Origin of the sequence: Serratia proteamaculans (assembly GCF_013337185.1) — a bacterium.
GTDB classification, from domain to species: domain Bacteria; phylum Pseudomonadota; class Gammaproteobacteria; order Enterobacterales; family Enterobacteriaceae; genus Serratia; species Serratia proteamaculans_D.
The window spans coordinates 1307068-1322399 of sequence record NZ_SWDE01000001.1; the positions used below are offsets into that span (position 1 = coordinate 1307068).

14 protein-coding genes are annotated in these 15332 nt (G+C 53.0%); 2 read left to right on the forward strand and 12 right to left on the reverse strand.

What is annotated here, in order from left to right:
• Window positions 1-30: 30 nt before the first annotated feature.
• Complete coding sequence (elyC, locus tag FCL49_RS06145) at window positions 31-804, forward strand: envelope biogenesis factor ElyC (protein WP_174353475.1); 774 nt, start codon at window positions 31-33, stop codon at window positions 802-804.
• Window positions 805-810: 6 nt separating this feature from the next.
• Here the strand turns inward: elyC and FCL49_RS06150 are convergent, their stop codons facing one another.
• The 6 genes from FCL49_RS06150 to cspE all read right to left on the reverse strand — a co-directional run bounded on the left by FCL49_RS06150 (window position 811) and on the right by cspE (window position 5062).
• The gene (locus FCL49_RS06150; RefSeq protein WP_174352832.1) at window positions 811-1707 is read right to left on the reverse strand and encodes a YcbJ family phosphotransferase; all 897 of its coding nucleotides are present in this window, start codon (window positions 1705-1707) and stop codon (window positions 811-813) included.
• 148 nt (window positions 1708-1855) lie between these two features.
• Complete coding sequence (gene kdsB, locus FCL49_RS06155; protein ID WP_174352833.1) at window positions 1856-2605, reverse strand: 3-deoxy-manno-octulosonate cytidylyltransferase; 750 nt, start codon at window positions 2603-2605, stop codon at window positions 1856-1858.
• On the reverse strand, window positions 2602-2784 hold the full coding sequence (locus FCL49_RS06160; RefSeq protein WP_012006145.1) for a Trm112 family protein: 183 nt from the start codon (window positions 2782-2784) through the stop codon (window positions 2602-2604). The genes kdsB and FCL49_RS06160 overlap by 4 nt, the downstream gene beginning before the upstream one ends.
• Window positions 2785-3072: 288 nt before the next feature.
• Window positions 3073-4299 carry a winged helix-turn-helix domain-containing protein gene (locus FCL49_RS06165; protein WP_174352834.1) on the reverse strand — a complete coding sequence of 409 codons (1227 nt, stop codon included), beginning with the start codon at window positions 4297-4299 and terminating at the stop codon, window positions 3073-3075.
• Between the two features lie 110 nt (window positions 4300-4409).
• Window positions 4410-4631 (reverse strand): cold-shock protein, encoded by a 222-nt coding sequence (locus FCL49_RS06170; RefSeq protein ID WP_006320799.1) that lies wholly within the window; start codon window positions 4629-4631, stop codon window positions 4410-4412.
• A gap of 221 nt (window positions 4632-4852) precedes the next feature.
• Window positions 4853-5062 (reverse strand): transcription antiterminator/RNA stability regulator CspE, encoded by a 210-nt coding sequence (cspE, locus tag FCL49_RS06175; RefSeq protein WP_085116076.1) that lies wholly within the window; start codon window positions 5060-5062, stop codon window positions 4853-4855.
• 527 nt (window positions 5063-5589) lie between these two features.
• On the opposite strand from cspE, the gene hglS reads away from it, so the two are divergent.
• Window positions 5590-6996, forward strand: coding sequence for a 2-oxoadipate dioxygenase/decarboxylase HglS (gene hglS / locus FCL49_RS06180; RefSeq protein WP_153857309.1), 1407 nt, complete (start codon window positions 5590-5592; stop codon window positions 6994-6996).
• Between the two features lies 1 nt (window position 6997).
• Here the strand turns inward: hglS and lpxK are convergent, their stop codons facing one another.
• The 6 genes from lpxK to cmk form a co-directional block, all read right to left on the reverse strand.
• The gene (gene lpxK, locus FCL49_RS06185) at window positions 6998-7978 is read right to left on the reverse strand and encodes a tetraacyldisaccharide 4'-kinase (RefSeq protein WP_174352835.1); all 981 of its coding nucleotides are present in this window, start codon (window positions 7976-7978) and stop codon (window positions 6998-7000) included.
• A complete protein-coding gene (gene msbA, locus FCL49_RS06190) occupies window positions 7978-9726 on the reverse strand; it encodes a lipid A ABC transporter ATP-binding protein/permease MsbA (RefSeq protein WP_174352836.1) in 1749 nt (582 codons plus the stop codon). The genes lpxK and msbA overlap by 1 nt, the downstream gene beginning before the upstream one ends.
• Window positions 9727-9761: 35 nt before the next feature.
• Window positions 9762-12026, reverse strand: coding sequence for a ComEC family protein (locus FCL49_RS06195; RefSeq protein ID WP_174352837.1), 2265 nt, complete (start codon window positions 12024-12026; stop codon window positions 9762-9764).
• Window positions 12027-12291: 265 nt separating this feature from the next.
• Window positions 12292-12576, reverse strand: coding sequence for an integration host factor subunit beta (gene ihfB, locus FCL49_RS06200; protein WP_004942652.1), 285 nt, complete (start codon window positions 12574-12576; stop codon window positions 12292-12294).
• A 62-nt stretch (window positions 12577-12638) separates the two neighbouring features.
• A complete protein-coding gene (gene rpsA, locus FCL49_RS06205) occupies window positions 12639-14318 on the reverse strand; it encodes a 30S ribosomal protein S1 (protein WP_012006139.1) in 1680 nt (559 codons plus the stop codon).
• 181 nt (window positions 14319-14499) lie between these two features.
• Window positions 14500-15189, reverse strand: a complete 690-nt coding sequence (gene cmk / locus FCL49_RS06210) for a (d)CMP kinase (protein ID WP_012006138.1) — start codon at window positions 15187-15189, stop codon at window positions 14500-14502.
• Window positions 15190-15332 lie beyond the last annotated feature (143 nt).

A 15332-nucleotide genomic window follows, 5' to 3' on the forward strand; every position in this document is an offset into this window, starting at 1 on the left:
GTTTTTTCGCCCAAAAGGACCTGATTTTTGATGCTGTTTAACCTGAAAAAGTTCATTGGCGCCATTTTAATGCCGTTGCCTGCGCTGTTGCTGCTGATGGGACTGGCGCTGTTACTGCTGTGGTTCACCCGTTGGCAAAAAAGCGGCAAGGTCATTTTCACGCTGAGCTGGCTGTTTTTACTGCTTTTCAGCCTGCAGCCGGTGGCCGACAGGTTACTGCGCCCGATAGAATCGGAGTATGTCACCTATCGTGGCAATGACCCGGTGAATTATATCGTGGTGCTGGGCGGCGGCTATACCTTTAATCCGGATTGGGCACCCAGTTCCAATCTGATCGGCAATAGCCTGCCACGAGTCACGGAAGGTGTGCGCTTATATCTCGCCCACCCAGGAGCGAAAATGGTGTTCACCGGTGCCGGGAGTCCTAAAACCCTGAGTAATGCGGCGACCGCTGCGCAGGTGGCGGAGAGTCTGGGAGTCCCCCGCGGTGATATCGTTCTGTTGGATCGCCCGTTGGATACCGAGCAGGAGGCATTGCAGGTGTCGAAGCTGGTCGGCCAGCAGCCGTTTATTCTGGTGACTTCAGCCAATCATTTACCGCGCGCCATGCGCTTCTTTGAAGCCAAGGGACTGCACCCGATCCCAGCGCCGGCCAATCAGTTGGCTATCAGTTCACGATTGAATATCTGGGATCGCGTAGTGCCGTCGGCGATGTTCCTCGGCCACAGCGAACGGGCCTGGTATGAAACGCTGGGCAGCCTGTGGCAAAGGCTGAAAGGGTCCGATGAGGTATCTGTCGACTAGTCGGCGTTAACCGGTAATCCAGGGCAGCAGTTGTTTGGACGCATAGTCAAATGGCTGCCGCTCCAGTTTGCCGGTATGAATCAACCGCCCTACCGCTTCCCATACCACATACAACCAACGCCGCATCAGGAAGGACTCCGCTACCGGCGCTCGTTGCAAATAATAAAACAGCAACTGGCTCGGCATTCCCGCTTCACATAACCTGAATAACTCATATTCACGCGGTGCCCACAGCATCATTCCGGGGTTGAGCATCGCCAAAAGTTGATCGCTTTTCGGATCTTTCAACATACTGCGCAGCGACAAGTTACCGTGCACCAATACGCAAGGATCGTCGAAGCCGACAAAAAAATGAGTCAATGCTTCACGGGTGCGGTACAACAAGCGGCGGTCATCCATTGTCAGCAGCGGTGAATTGAGATTACTCAAGGTTGACCATAGCACTTCGACCCGCTGTTGATACCAACAGAACCAGTCGTTCTCCTGGGTGCTGTCTACCGTGCCCACGCAACCGTGACTGTCAATGCGGTGCCAGGCCAATACGCCATCGACAATCTGCTCCATCAGCGTATTCCATCGGTTCGGCGTGCGCGTAGGGGCCTCTACGGATACGCCACGCAAGCGCTCGATCAACAATATTTCTTTATAAGGTGCCTGGTGGGTATAGACCACGCCATACACCGTCGGCAAGCGGATATCCCCTTCACGCGACAGCATCGATAACTTGTAAGCCTCCTGTTGGGCAATGCCCTGGCAGACAAAGCTTTTCGCCATCAGCGGGATCGCGTGGCCCTGTTGGTCATACAGTGAATACATGTGGGCATAAGGTTGTTCGCTGACGCGTTCCAGCCGGCTGATGGATTCACCCAGCACAATACTCAGTTCGGCGCGTAACTGCTCCATAAGGGAATAGCCTCAAGAGAAAGAGAAGAGACGCTGACATCATCGAACGCTGAGCAGAAAAATTCTTCAACGCAGATCAACAAAATGGGGATATAAAGATGGGAAATTATGTCGCCGGCGCGTTGCGTGACGCGCCGACGTTCAATGCTCAGCCTTTGATACTGTCGCGTACGCGCTGCAAATCTTCTGGCGTATCGACACCCACGGTCGGCATTGCCTTGGCAACCGCCACGTGAATTTTTTCGCCGTACCACAGCACCCGCAACTGTTCCAGCAGCTCAATTTGCTCCAATTGGCTTGGTGCCCAGGTCACGTAACGGCGAACAAAACCGGCGCGATAGGCGTAAATACCTATATGGCGCAACAGGCTATCACCGATGCTTTCTTTGGATTGGGCAAAACGTTCGCGATCCCATGGAATGGTGGCGCGTGAGAAATAGAGCGCATAACCCTGCGCATCCATCACCACTTTGACCGCATTGGGGTTAAACGCTTCTTCTGCGCTTTCGATCGGCACCGCCAGGGTGGCCATCCCGGCCTGACTGCCCGCCAGATTTTCAGCTACCTGACGCACAATCACCGGTGGGATCAGTGGCTCGTCACCCTGAACGTTAACGATGATTTCGTCATCAGCAAAACCATAATGCTCGATCACCTCTGCCAAACGCTCGGTACCGGAATTGTGATCGGCCCGGGTCATGCAGACTTCACCGCCTGCCGCTTTGACCGCTTCGGCCACCGCCGGGTGATCGGTCGCGACAATAACGCGACTGGCACCCGACTCGCGTGCGCGCTCCATTACGTGCAGCACCATCGGCTTGCCGTGGATATCGGCCAGCGGTTTGCCCGGTAAACGGGTTGATGCATAACGGGCTGGAATAATAGCGATAAAACTCATGCGTGTTTCTCATCCAATGACAGCGCTCGCGCTTCATTTTCCAACAGCACGGGAATGCCGTCACGCAACGGATAGGCCAGGCCATCCACTTTGCAGACCAATTCCTGGTTTTCTTTATTGAAATAAAGCTTACCGGTGCAGACCGGGCAGGCGACGATTTCGAGTAAACGGTGATCCATGCTTCCTCCAGGGTGGAGATTTAACGTCAGGAAAGTGCGTGAGGATAGCATAACGCTATGCGCCAGGTTAATCACCGGCTGTGTTGTCGCTGCATTTTAATCTGTCAGAGGGATTGAATTGCCCCCGGTGCAGGCGTAGAATTTTGTGATGCAAGTCACAAAAAGACATTCTCATGATCAAACGTCTTCATAAAATCATCGCCCTGTTTGCCAACTTCAGCAACTGAGGCCCCCCTTGTAACGAACGGCGCTGAACATTCGTTTTACCCAAGCCGACAACGCCGTTCGTTATTCCACTTGCCAGCCAGTTCCCCACTCGTGGGCCAGCACCGCCGGAATATCCCCCAAAACAACCTGTGACGCACCGTGCCATTTTGCACTGCGGGTGATTGCCTGCCGAATATCCTGCACACGTTGCTTACCAAAGCGAACCTTGGCCTGTGGGTGGAAACTGATGATTTCGAAAATGCCCTGACGACGATGCATTTTTGCATCGATGCGGCCAATCAACTCACCGCGTTGCAACACCGGTAGCGTAAAGTAACCATACTGCCGTTTTTCTTTCGGCGTGTAGCATTCCAAACGATAATCAAAGTTGAAAAGCTCCAACGCACGACGGCGATCCCAAACCACCGGGTCGAATGGAGAAAGCAAAGTGGTCACGCTGGATTTTAACGCTCCTTGCTCTGCCAGCTGCAGCTCTGCCGCCAGCGAATGGTGCACGTAAAACTCCCCGTCCAAACCGTCGATCCTCACGGGCAGCACTTCGCCCTGATGTTGCAACGACGCCAGTAGCGCTTTCGGCGCAACCCGCTTCAAACGGTAGTAATCTGCCAGCCATTCGGCTCTGAAGATACCCAGGAAACGACAGCTGCGGCTGAGCATTTCCTGCCGTGCATCATCGACAGATAATACATCCCGACTATCATCCCAGTCAGGTAATAATCTTTCCGTCAGATCGTAAACGCGATGGAAATTGCGCCGTTCGGCTACCATCAATTTACCGGCAGTGAACAGGATTTCGAGATGGCGTTTTTCCGGCTTCCAATCCCACCAGCCGCTGTTGCCCTTCTTCTCGGCGCTGAAATCCGCCGAACGCACCGGACCAGCGGTTTCAATATGTTGTAACAGGGCATCTATTGCCGCCTGATGTTCCTGCATCCACTGTTCGGAATACTTCCAGCCCATGCCTTGCGGCTGTAGCATTCGATGACGCAGCAAGCCAAAATCCTCTATGGGTAAAAAGCAGGCCTCGTGCGCCCAGTACTCAAACAGCTGGCGGCCAGCCAGTGCCTGTTCCAGCCATTCCGGCCGGTAGTCGCCCAGGCGGCTGAACAGCACCAGATAGGGGCTGCGTGCGACCACGCTGATGGTATCGATTTGCAGTAAACCCATACGTGTAATGGCGGCAACCACGTCGTCGGGCCTGGCTTTGCGTTTCATCGGGGATAGCAGCCCCTGCGCGGCGAGGTGGATCGCACGAGCGGCAGCAAGAGAAATAACTGGGGTGTTCATCCTGACATCCGAAGTGATTGAGCAATCGCTTGATAATAGTGGATATCGGGGAATTTATCTTCGCCAGTGCTTGGGGTGGCGGCACCGGCACTGGCGAGGAAGGGGGTGGGTCAGAACGCGATAACGTCTGCCGCTGACAGCCCGTGGGAGCTGCGATAGATCGAGAACTCAACGTTCTGACCTTCGTTTAACGATTTATTTTTAGTATTGGCGATAGAACGACGGCTTACATAAATTTCGTCGCTACCATCTACCGGTGAAATAAAACCATAGCCTGCAGCCTGATCAAACCATTTCACACGGCCCATTTGTAACACAGTATTTTTAAACATAACTTATATCCTTTTACTTGAGCATCCTTAACAACGTCATTTTTATTATTGTTGGACGCTACCAGCCCATCCTAAAGTTTTTCGTAACAAACCTCTCGTGAGCAAAAAATAAAAAACCCGCACTCTGGCGGGCTTGTTGAACTTAATATCTTCCGCAATGAATCGGCGCAAACGCCTTATCATGGTTGTATTAAGATCTCTTTACGTTATTCCCTGTTTATTTACAGAGCAACAACGTTGGCGGCAGCCGGCCCGCGCTGGCTGTCTTCTACGGTGTACTCAACACGCTGGCCTTCAGCCAAAGTTTTGAAACCGTCGGTCGCGATTGCGGAGAAGTGTACGAATACATCTTTACCACCGTCGTTCTGTTCAATAAAACCAAAACCTTTGCTTTCATTGAACCACTTCACTTGACCCGTCTTCTTAGACATTACTTATTTACCTTTTAAATATATATACAAAACATGCCATAAGGCAATTTTGGCCGTTCTTAGAAACATTACTTATGGGAGGTACTTAGAAGGTTCGTCTTTGAAGCGGAATCAGATGATAACGTTTTTGGAGGAACTGCTTAATTCTAAACTCGAACATAAATAGGTCTGTATCACAGGCCGACTTGCATTTACTCATAAATCTATCTTTTGCACAAGAGGTTTATTGGCCTGTTTTTACCATTTCGCCATATTTATTTTTATGCCCATGATTATTAATGGATTAATTTATCTTTTTTTACTTAAAACCTTTAGCGTTGTTGCCTTCTGGACGGCCGTACTTTCCGTTATTCGCTGCTCAAATGAGAGCTAACGCATAAAAATCTAATATGCTTGCCCAGGCTATAACAAAACCTAATCGACCTAGCTAAACTTGAGGTGAAAACAAGGCGAATGGCCTTTCAACCAGCACGTTTGCCGCCAAGAATGATATTTTTCAGATTATACTGAATAAAGGAGCTATGCGCATGACCGCCCAGCAGTTCGTCTCACCGAATGAAATCCGCGCCAGATTCTCCCACGCCATGTCAGATATGTACCAGAAAGAGGTACCTCTGTATGGCGATTTACTCGAACTGGTAGCGGAAACCAACCGACAGGTCCTGCGCGAAGATGCCGCATTGGCTCATCAATTACAAATTACCGGCGAAGTCGAACGGCTGGCCATGGAGCGCCACGGGGCCATTCGGGTTGGCACCGCAGAGGAACTTTCCACCCTGCGACGGCTGTTTAACGTGATGGGCATGTCTCCGGTGGGCTATTACGATCTGGCCGTGGCCGGGGTTCCGGTTCACTCTACCGCATTTCGGGCAGAACATGAGGATGCGCTACAGATCAGTCCATTCCGGGTATTCACCTCTTTATTGCGGCTGGAACTGATTGAAAACCCGGAACTGCGCGAACTGGCGCAACGCCTGTTGGCTCGTCGCCGTATATTTACTGAACGGGCACTTGAACTGATCGTACTGCAAGAAGCTCAGGGCGGACTGGACGACAGTCAGGCGGATGAATTTGTCGAACAGGCACTGGAAACCTTCCGCTGGCACAGCCGGGCGACGGTTAGCGCAGCCGAATATCAGCAGTTGCACGACCAGCACCGTCTGATCGCCGACGTAGTGGCCTTTAAAGGCCCGCATATCAACCATCTGACGCCACGCACTCTCGATATTGACCGTGTCCAAATGGCCATGCCCGGCCGAGGTATCACCCCTAAAGCCGTGATTGAGGGCCCGCCACCACGTCGCCGCCCTATTCTGCTGCGCCAGACCAGTTTCAAAGCGCTGGAAGAAAACGTCGACTTTGTTGAACATGACGGTAGCGCCGTTGCCGGGCACCACACTGCGCGCTTCGGCGAGATTGAGCAACGCGGTGTCGCGCTGACAACCAAAGGCCGTGCACTGTACGATCGCCTGCTACAGGCTACCAACGACGCATTGCAGGCACCGCCGAGTGAAAAAAATGCTGACCGCTACAATCAGTTGCTGGCGGAAAATTTCCAGGCGTTTCCAGATGATTACGCCACCCTGCGTGAGCAACAGTTGGCCTGGTTCCGCTATTTCCCGACCGAGTGTGGGCTGGCGGCCAAGGAAACCCTGGATCAACACAGCACACTGGAACAGCTGATCGCCCAGGAATACATTCGCTTTCAGCCGCTGGTCTATGAAGATTTTCTGCCAGTCAGTGCCGCAGGCATTTTCCAATCGAATTTGGGCGACAGCGGGCACACTCAGTACAACGCAGCCTCAAGCAGGGCGGCATTTGAACTGGCATTGGGTGCAGAAGTGATCGATGAATTGGCGTTATATCAGCAAACGCAGCAGCGTTCGATAGATGCCTGCGCGCAAGCACTGGGGCTTCACGCGCTGGCAGTCTGAATTACTTTGTCAGCAGGGCTTCAATACTTTGCAACAATTGCTCAGCCTGATCGGGGGGAAGTACCGCATCGACGGGTAAATACCACCAGTTGGGCTGAGCAAAAGCGCGGCATTTAACCGCGTCTTTCTCGGTCATCAACAACGTTTGCTCTGAAGAAACCAGTGCCGCCAATGGGCCATGCTGATATTCCTGATGATCGGCAAACGCCACTTCCTTTTCGACCTCTACACCCAGTTTTTCTAACGTGGCGAAAAAACGCGGAGGATGGCCGATACCGGCCATTGCCACCACGTGTGGCAGTTCGACTGCCGGCCGGCGCTCACCGCTGGCAACATTGACCGCGTCGCGCGCCTGCAATCGCATAGCGATTTCACCGGGCTGCGCCACTCCCCCGTTGGCAATCAGGGCGTCAACACTGTTCAGACGCGAAGCGCGTTCGCGCATTGGCCCTGCCGGCAACCACCACCCATTGCCAAAACGGCGAACGCCATCGATCACCACCAGTTCAAAATCACGCTGTAAAGCGTAATGCTGCAGGCCGTCATCGGTAATCACCACATCAAGTGGCTGCTGTTTAAGCAGTGCTTGTACCGCTTCAGAACGCTTTGGTGAAATTGCCACTGGCGCAGCGGTACGCTGATAAATCAGCACCGGCTCATCACCCGCCTGCTGAGTGGTAGTGCTCGCGTCAAGTAACAGCGGATAAGCCTCTGCTTTGCCACCATAACCACGAGAAACCACGCCCACCCGGTATCCGCGTTGCTGCAACTGTTCCACCAGCCAGATCACCATCGGGGTTTTACCGTTGCCACCGGCAGTCAGATTCCCCACCACCACGACCGGTACCGGTGCGCGCCAGCTTTTACGCAGGCCGCAACGGTAGCTAAGCCGAATCAGGCCGCTGACCAGGCCATACAGCCAGGACAGCGGTAACAACAGCAAGTAAACCAACGAACTGCCTGACCAGATGCGCTCGATCATTATTGACCAAACTGCATGCGGTGGAGCTGGGCATAAGCCCCCTGCTTTTCGATCAATACCGCATGTTCACCACGCTCCACAATACGGCCATCCTCAACCACCAGGATTTCATCAGCCTTCTCAATGGTCGACAGGCGGTGCGCAATCACCAGTGAAGTACGGTTTTTCTGTAACTCATCCAGCGCCGCCTGAATAGCACGCTCCGATTCAGTGTCCAGTGCCGAGGTGGCTTCATCGAGGATCAGTATTGGGCAGTCGCGCAACAAGGCGCGGGCAATAGCGATACGCTGGCGTTGACCACCGGACAGCATCACCCCGTTTTCACCGATCACCGTATCCAGGCCGTTCTCCATTTTTTCAATGAAGTCCATGGCATAAGCCATGCGCGCAGCCTTCTCGATCTCTTCGCGGCTATAGCGTTCTTCACGCGCGTAAGCGATGTTGTTGGCAATAGTGTCGTTAAACAAATGCACGTTTTGCGAAACCAGCGCCACCTGATCACGCAGCGATGCCAATGTGTACTCGCGCAGATCGTGACCATCCATCAGGATCTCGCCTTCCTGGACATCATAAAAACGGGTCAGCAGATTGGCGATGGTTGACTTGCCCGAGCCGGAACGACCTACCAGCGCCACCGTTTTACCTTCTGAAATACTCAGATTGATATCACGCAGCGCAGGCGTTTCTTTCCCTGGGTAGTAGAAAGTGACGTTACGGAATTCGATATCGCCCTTCGCTCGTGCGACCTCACGGGTACCGGTATCTTTTTCCTGTTCCATATCCAGGATGGAGAACAGGGTCTGGCACGCCGCCATCCCACGCTGGAACTGGGCATTAACGTTGGTCAGTGATTTCAGCGGACGCATCAGGGCGATCATCGAAGAGAACACCACGGTGATGGTACCGGCTGTCAGGGTAGCCATCACACTCGGGAAGCTGGCGGCATACAGCACAAAGGCCAACGCCAGCGAAGCGATAAGCTGAATAATAGGGTCAGAGATCGAGGATGCAGAAACCAGTTTCATGCCCTGCTGGCGCATGCGGTTGCTGACTGAATTGAAACGATCGGTTTCAACCTGCTGGCCACCAAAAATCAGCACTTCCTTATGGCCTTTGAGCATCTGCTCTGCGCTGGTCGTCACCTGCCCCATGGTGTTCTGCATGTTTTTGCTGATATTACGGAAGCGCTTGGAAACAACGCGGATAGCAATAGACACAACCGGAGCCAGAACGATCAGGATCACCGACAGCTGCCAGCTGTAGTAGAACATCATGGTGAACAGCGCGATTATCGACGCCCCTTCACGCACCACGGTCACCAGCGCGCTGGAAGACGATGACGCTACCTGTTCGGAATCATAGGTGATTCGTGACAGCAAGGTACCGGTGGACTGTTGATCGAAGAACGATACCGGCATTCTCATCATGTGGCCAAACAGCCGGCGGCGCATATGCATCACCACCATGCCGGATACCCATGAGATGCAGTAGCTGGAGACAAAGCCAGTCGCTCCACGCACCACCATCAGGCCAATTACTGCCAATGGCATCCACAGCAGAATGCTGCTTTCCGTTTTCCCAAAACCGTCATCCAATAAAGGTTTAAGCAAAGACAACATAAAGGCGTCGCTGGCCGCGTTCAGTACCAACGCAATAGCCGCCACGATCAGCCCGGTCTTAAAAGGTGTGATCATCGGCCAGAGGCGACGGAAAGTCTGCCAGGTGGAGAGATCTTTATCATTCATCATGCAAATACCAGCATCGGAAGAAATAGCGGCCCATTTTACTCATTATCACCCTCTACGCCAAACCGCTGATGGTACCAACGGGGCATTAATTGTTCACGAAAGCCATTAATTTGCCAATCGTTGTCGAAAAAAAGTACGGATAACTGACCGGAGCGCGAAGTATCGTGCCAAATGATGTCATTTGCCAGATATCTGGCAACCACTTTAACCGCAGGTAATCGCCATTTATTGTAACGTGATGCCGAGGCGATTGCCGCTTTCGGTGCTACAGCACGCAAAAAAGGCGGGGTAGACGAGGTTTTACTGCCATGATGCGGAACCTGTAACACTGTAGCGCTCAATGAAGGGCGTTGATATCTTACCAACTGTGCCTCCGTCCTTTTTTCTGCATCCCCCGTCAGCAACAAACTGTATTTGCCATCATCGATACGGATGACGCATGAATCATCATTCCCCGCCATTTTTACCGCCTTTGGCGGCCACAGCACTCGAAACTGAAGCGATTGCCATTGCCAGCGCTCTCCCGCCACGCAGGGTAAGTGGCCGGCATCAAGACGTGGGCTCCTTACCGTCGCTTGCGGAAATGCACGCTGTATCTCTTCAAGACCACCGATATGATCCAGATGATCATGGCTGATTATAATTTGTTCCACAGGTAATCCTCGCCAGTTAAGAAATGGCAAAATATTCCGCCTGGCAGCGCTGCCGGTGCCCCAGCGGGGGCCGGTGTCATACAATATTGCCCGGCCGTTCTTTTCGATCACCATAGCCAGGCCATGCCCAACGTCAAGCATGTCTACGCGCCAACGGTATTGGGCTTCTCTTTCACGCCACAGTACGCAACACAGTGCCAAAGTTGCCAGCGCCGTTGCATAACGCAGCCACCAGTGGAAACGCCAAAAAATCACCAGTAACCAGCCGGCAAGACTGACAGCCAAAGATGCCGCACCGAGATCAACCCAGCCGTCCTGCAGATAGTGTAATGGGGCAAATACCCCTGCCAACGTAAGATCCGCCAACCACCATAGTCCCGCACTCAACGTCGGGGAAATACCAGCCACCACTGCCAGCAGGATCAGCGGTACCGTTATCAACGAAACCAAAGGCACCGCCCACAGATTGGCCGGTATGGCGCTAAGTGTCAGGCCATGAAACAATCCGGCCTGCATGGGCACCAGTAGCAGCGTAATACCAAGCTGGATATGCAGCCAGCGCAATGGCGCCCAGTGCCATCCCGAACGAAAACGAGGATTCAGCGGCACCCATTCGAACCAGAAAATCAGGCAAAATACCGCGGTGGCCGATAGCCAGAAGCTGTCGGATAGTACTGCCAGAGGATCGCAAACCAGAATTAAGCCAACGCACCACAGCCAAATTTGCCAGGACGAGCAATGGATGCCGCGTATGCGTAACAGCATCCACAATGTCAGCGCCAGGCCCGTTCTTACCGCCGGCGGATGAGCGCCAGCCAACCAAACGTAGCCTAACGCGCCGAGCCAACTGACAATCAGCGGAAAGCGGTAGTCAATCAGCTTTGCCGGCAGAAAAAATTGCATCGCCCGCAGCAGGCCCCAAATCAAAATGGCCACCATCGCCACATGCAACCCAGAGATAGCCATCAGGTGAGCAATGCCGGTTTTCAACATCAAGGTTCGTAACGCCGGTTCCAGCGCAGCCCTCTCACCAAATGCCAACGCGAGCAGCACCGCTTTAAAACGAAGAGTGCCAATATTGTTTTCGGCATAAGTGATAATCCGTTGCCGCCAACCACAGTTTTGATCCAGGAGGGCAGCGCTTTTCACCTGTGCCGTCAGTGGTTGACGCTGCGACATCGCCCAGCGCTGGCTGTCAAAGCCCCCTTCATTAAGATTGCCGTGTATCGGCCGCATGCGCAGTTTCAACAGCCAACGTTGCCCGGCACACAAGGGCCGCTCTTTGGGCTGCCAGAGGGTTGAGAAAGCGATGGAAGGCACCAGCCACCGGCCATTGAGCCGTTCGATACGCATAACCGTCTGCTTTCGTGTCGCGCCAGCCAGTGCAATACTGCTGACCTGAACCACGGCGTTCACCACCGGGCCCTGGCTCAGACGGTTGATTTGATTCACCAGGGTCCCGGCAGTGAATACCGCCCAAAGAAAACCCAATGCCCCCCACGCCATAAAACGGCCTGCGCAGCCCCTCCCCCACAGGCAGAGACAAACGGGTAAGGTTACCAACAAGGCAATACGCCCATCGGGTAATTGCGGCATGAAAAGCAGCGGTAAAATACCGCAGATCACCCCACTTACCGCCAAATCCAACGAGGTTCTGATAGGTACTCTCCCGATATAAGGCCGCTATCCAGGCAGCCGACATCACGTGATTGTTTACCTATCGACCAAAACTCGCCATTAACAATCTGAGGGTTCGCGAACGTCGCCGCACAATAGCGGCGGCCGTTACCAGGGTTAAACATATGTTGCGGCGTACTACGCAGAAACATCGGGAAAATTGACAAAAAAAACGGCGCCCTAGGGCACCGTTTTATATTTCTTTACAAGCAACAACTCTATGGGTAGTCAGCGACTAGCCATAGATATTGGCGCGGTCACGCAGCTCTTTGCCTGGCTTGAAGTGAGGGACGTACTTGCCGTCCAACTCAACTTTATCACCAGTTTTCGGGTTGCGACCCACACGCGGAGCACGGTAGTGAAGAGAAAAACTGCCGAATCCGCGGATCTCGATGCGCTCACCATCGGCTAGCGTAGCAGCCATATGTTCTAGCATCTCTTTCACTGCATCCTCAACGGCTTTCGCCGGTACATGAGATTGCTGGCCAGCAAGTCTTTCAATAAGTTCAGACTTGGTCATAGTTCCTCCAAGCTTTGCAGCTAAACTACCGTATCGGGGCGGTCAAAAACCGCCCCCCGTCATTACTCGCCTTTAGCCGCTTTGAAAGCTTCAGCCATTGCGTTAGAGAAGTTGCTTTCTTCTTGCTTGCTGCTGCTGTTAACAGTAGCGATTGCATCTTTCTCGTCAGCTTCGTCCTTAGCACGTACGGACAGGCTTACTACGCGGTTCTTACGGTCAACGCCGGTGAATTTAGCTTCAACGTCGTCACCCACATTCAGAACCAGAGTTGCATCTTCAATGCGGTCGCGAGAGGCTTCAGAAGCACGCAGGTAACCTTCTACGCCGCCTGCTAATTCAACTGTAGCACCTTTGGCGTCAACTGCAGTGACTTTACCAGTAACAATAGTACCTTTCTTGTTCATAGACAGGTAGTTATTGAACGGGTCTTCAGCCAGTTGCTTCACGCCCAGGGAGATACGCTCGCGCTCTGCGTCAACTTGCAGAACAACCGCTGCGATTTCGTCGCCTTTCTTGTATTCACGAACTGCTTCTTCGCCTGCAACGTTCCAGGAGATGTCAGACAGGTGAACCAGGCCGTCGATGCCGCCGTCCAGGCCGATGAAGATACCGAAGTCAGTGATAGACTTGATTTTACCTTCAACGCGGTCGCCCTTGTTGTGGGTTTCTGCAAACTGCTGCCATGGGTTGTTTTTGCACTGCTTCAGACCCAGGGAGATACGACGACGTTCTTCATCGATGTCCAGAACCATAACTTCCACTACATCGCCCACGTTAACAACTTTGGACGGATGGATGTTTTTGTTGGTCCAATCCATTTCAGAAACGTGTACCAGACCTTCAACGCCTTCTTCGATTTCTACGAAGCAGCCGTAATCAGTCAGGTTGGTTACACGACCAGTCAGCTTGGTGCCTTCTGGGTAACGTTTCGCGATAGCAACCCATGGATCTTCGCCCAGTTGCTTCAGGCCCAGGGAAACACGAGTACGCTCGCGGTCGAACTTCAGCACTTTAACAGTGATTTCGTCGCCAACGTTGACGATTTCGCTCGGATGCTTAACGCGTTTCCAAGCCATATCAGTGATGTGCAGCAGGCCGTCTACGCCGCCCAGATCAACGAATGCACCGTAGTCAGTGAGGTTCTTAACGATACCTTTAACTTCCATGCCTTCCTGCAGGTTTTCCAGCAGTTGATCACGTTCTGCGCTGTTCTCTGACTCGATAACCGCACGGCGAGAAACTACAACGTTGTTGCGTTTCTGGTCCAGCTTGATGACTTTGAACTCAAGCTCTTTGCCTTCCAGGTGCAGAGTGTCACGTACTGGACGCACGTCAACCAGGGAACCTGGCAGGAACGCACGAATACCATTCAGCTCTACAGTGAAGCCACCCTTAACTTTGCCGTTGATAACACCGACGACAGTTTCAGCTTCTTCGTAAGCTTTTTCCAGCGTGATCCAAGCTTCGTGACGCTTAGCTTTCTCACGGGACAGCAGAGTTTCACCGAAGCCATCTTCAACAGCGTCCAGCGCAACATCAACTTCGTCGCCTACCTGGATTTCCAGCTCGCCCTGTGCGTTTTTGAATTGCTCAGCCGGGATGGCAGACTCAGATTTCAGACCGGCGTCAACCAGTACTACGTCTTTGTCGATAGCAACTACAACGCCACGAACGATGGAACCCGGACGGGTTTCGATTGTTTTCAGGGATTCTTCAAAGAGTTGAGCGAAAGATTCAGTCATGTTTAATCTTCAGGGTTCTATAGTTTAACGTCCATTTAGCATCCCGCCGAATGGGGTTGTTTCACATACCCCGCCATTGGCTCCATGCCGACAGGGTTTAGGTTACAGGGGTAAAATTTTACCCGATATAGTTCGATACTACCATGACAAATATGACAAAAAGCCAATAACGCCGCCGCGCTTACTGCTGCGGCAACGCTAAAACTTCATGTGCATAAGTCAACGCACGCTGGATAACTTCGTCAATCGACATGCTGGTTGAATCCAGCACGAGGGCATCGGAAGCCGGCACCAGTGGCGCGATAGGCCGATTACGGTCACGGTCATCCCGTTCCTTTATCTCGGCTAAAAGACGTTCAAAGTTAACATTAAAGCCCTTTTCCTGCAACTGTAGCATGCGGCGGTGCGCACGCTCCTCAGAACTGGCGTCCAGGAAAATCTTGACCGGCGCATCGGGAAACACCACCGTGCCCATGTCGCGGCCATCGGCAATCAGGCCAGGAGCCTCACGAAATGCCCGCTGGCGCCGCAACAGGGCTTCACGCACGCGCGGGAAAGCCGCAGCCTGCGAAGCGGTATTGCCGACGGTTTCAGTGCGGATTTCATTGCTGACATCCTCACCTTCCAAAATAACCTGCAGTTTGCCATCCTGGGCAATAAAGCGAACATCGAGATGTGCGGCCAGTGGAACCAGCGCCTCCTCAGACGTGATATCAACCTGATGATGCAGCGCTGCCAACGCCAGTACGCGATAAATCGCGCCTGAGTCAAGCAAACGCCAACCAAGGGATTCGGCGAGCGCTTTGCACAAGGTGCCTTTGCCTGCGCCACTTGGTCCATCAACGGTTATCACTGGGGCTGTAGCCGTCATTTCTCTCTCCTTCAGGTAGAAAACCTCACAGGGACATAACCTGCCGCCAGCACAATGCGAAAGCATAATTAAAACCGTCCCTGCCGCCCGCCCATCGGGGCAGTTACGGTGGCGCATTATACGCTGCCAAACGACGAACTGTT

Bases quoted from the DNA above. Each gene is read 5' to 3' on its own strand.
- cmk (WP_012006138.1), bottom strand. From the start codon at position 15,189: ATGACGGCTACAGCCCCAGTGATAACCGTTGATGGACCAAGTGGCGCA.
- hglS (WP_153857309.1), top strand. From the start codon at position 5,590: ATGACCGCCCAGCAGTTCGTCTCACCGAATGAAATCCGCGCCAGATTC.
- FCL49_RS06165 (WP_174352834.1), bottom strand. From the start codon at position 4,299: ATGAACACCCCAGTTATTTCTCTTGCTGCCGCTCGTGCGATCCACCTC.
- rpsA (WP_012006139.1), bottom strand. From the start codon at position 14,318: ATGACTGAATCTTTCGCTCAACTCTTTGAAGAATCCCTGAAAACAATC.
- lpxK (WP_174352835.1), bottom strand. From the start codon at position 7,978: ATGATCGAGCGCATCTGGTCAGGCAGTTCGTTGGTTTACTTGCTGTTG.
- FCL49_RS06160 (WP_012006145.1), bottom strand. From the start codon at position 2,784: ATGGATCACCGTTTACTCGAAATCGTCGCCTGCCCGGTCTGCACCGGT.
- msbA (WP_174352836.1), bottom strand. From the start codon at position 9,726: ATGATGAATGATAAAGATCTCTCCACCTGGCAGACTTTCCGTCGCCTC.
- ihfB (WP_004942652.1), bottom strand. From the start codon at position 12,576: ATGACCAAGTCTGAACTTATTGAAAGACTTGCTGGCCAGCAATCTCAT.
- FCL49_RS06170 (WP_006320799.1), bottom strand. From the start codon at position 4,631: ATGTTTAAAAATACTGTGTTACAAATGGGCCGTGTGAAATGGTTTGAT.
- FCL49_RS06150 (WP_174352832.1), bottom strand. From the start codon at position 1,707: ATGGAGCAGTTACGCGCCGAACTGAGTATTGTGCTGGGTGAATCCATC.
- kdsB (WP_174352833.1), bottom strand. From the start codon at position 2,605: ATGAGTTTTATCGCTATTATTCCAGCCCGTTATGCATCAACCCGTTTA.
- cspE (WP_085116076.1), bottom strand. From the start codon at position 5,062: ATGTCTAAGAAGACGGGTCAAGTGAAGTGGTTCAATGAAAGCAAAGGT.
- elyC (WP_174353475.1), top strand. From the start codon at position 31: ATGCTGTTTAACCTGAAAAAGTTCATTGGCGCCATTTTAATGCCGTTG.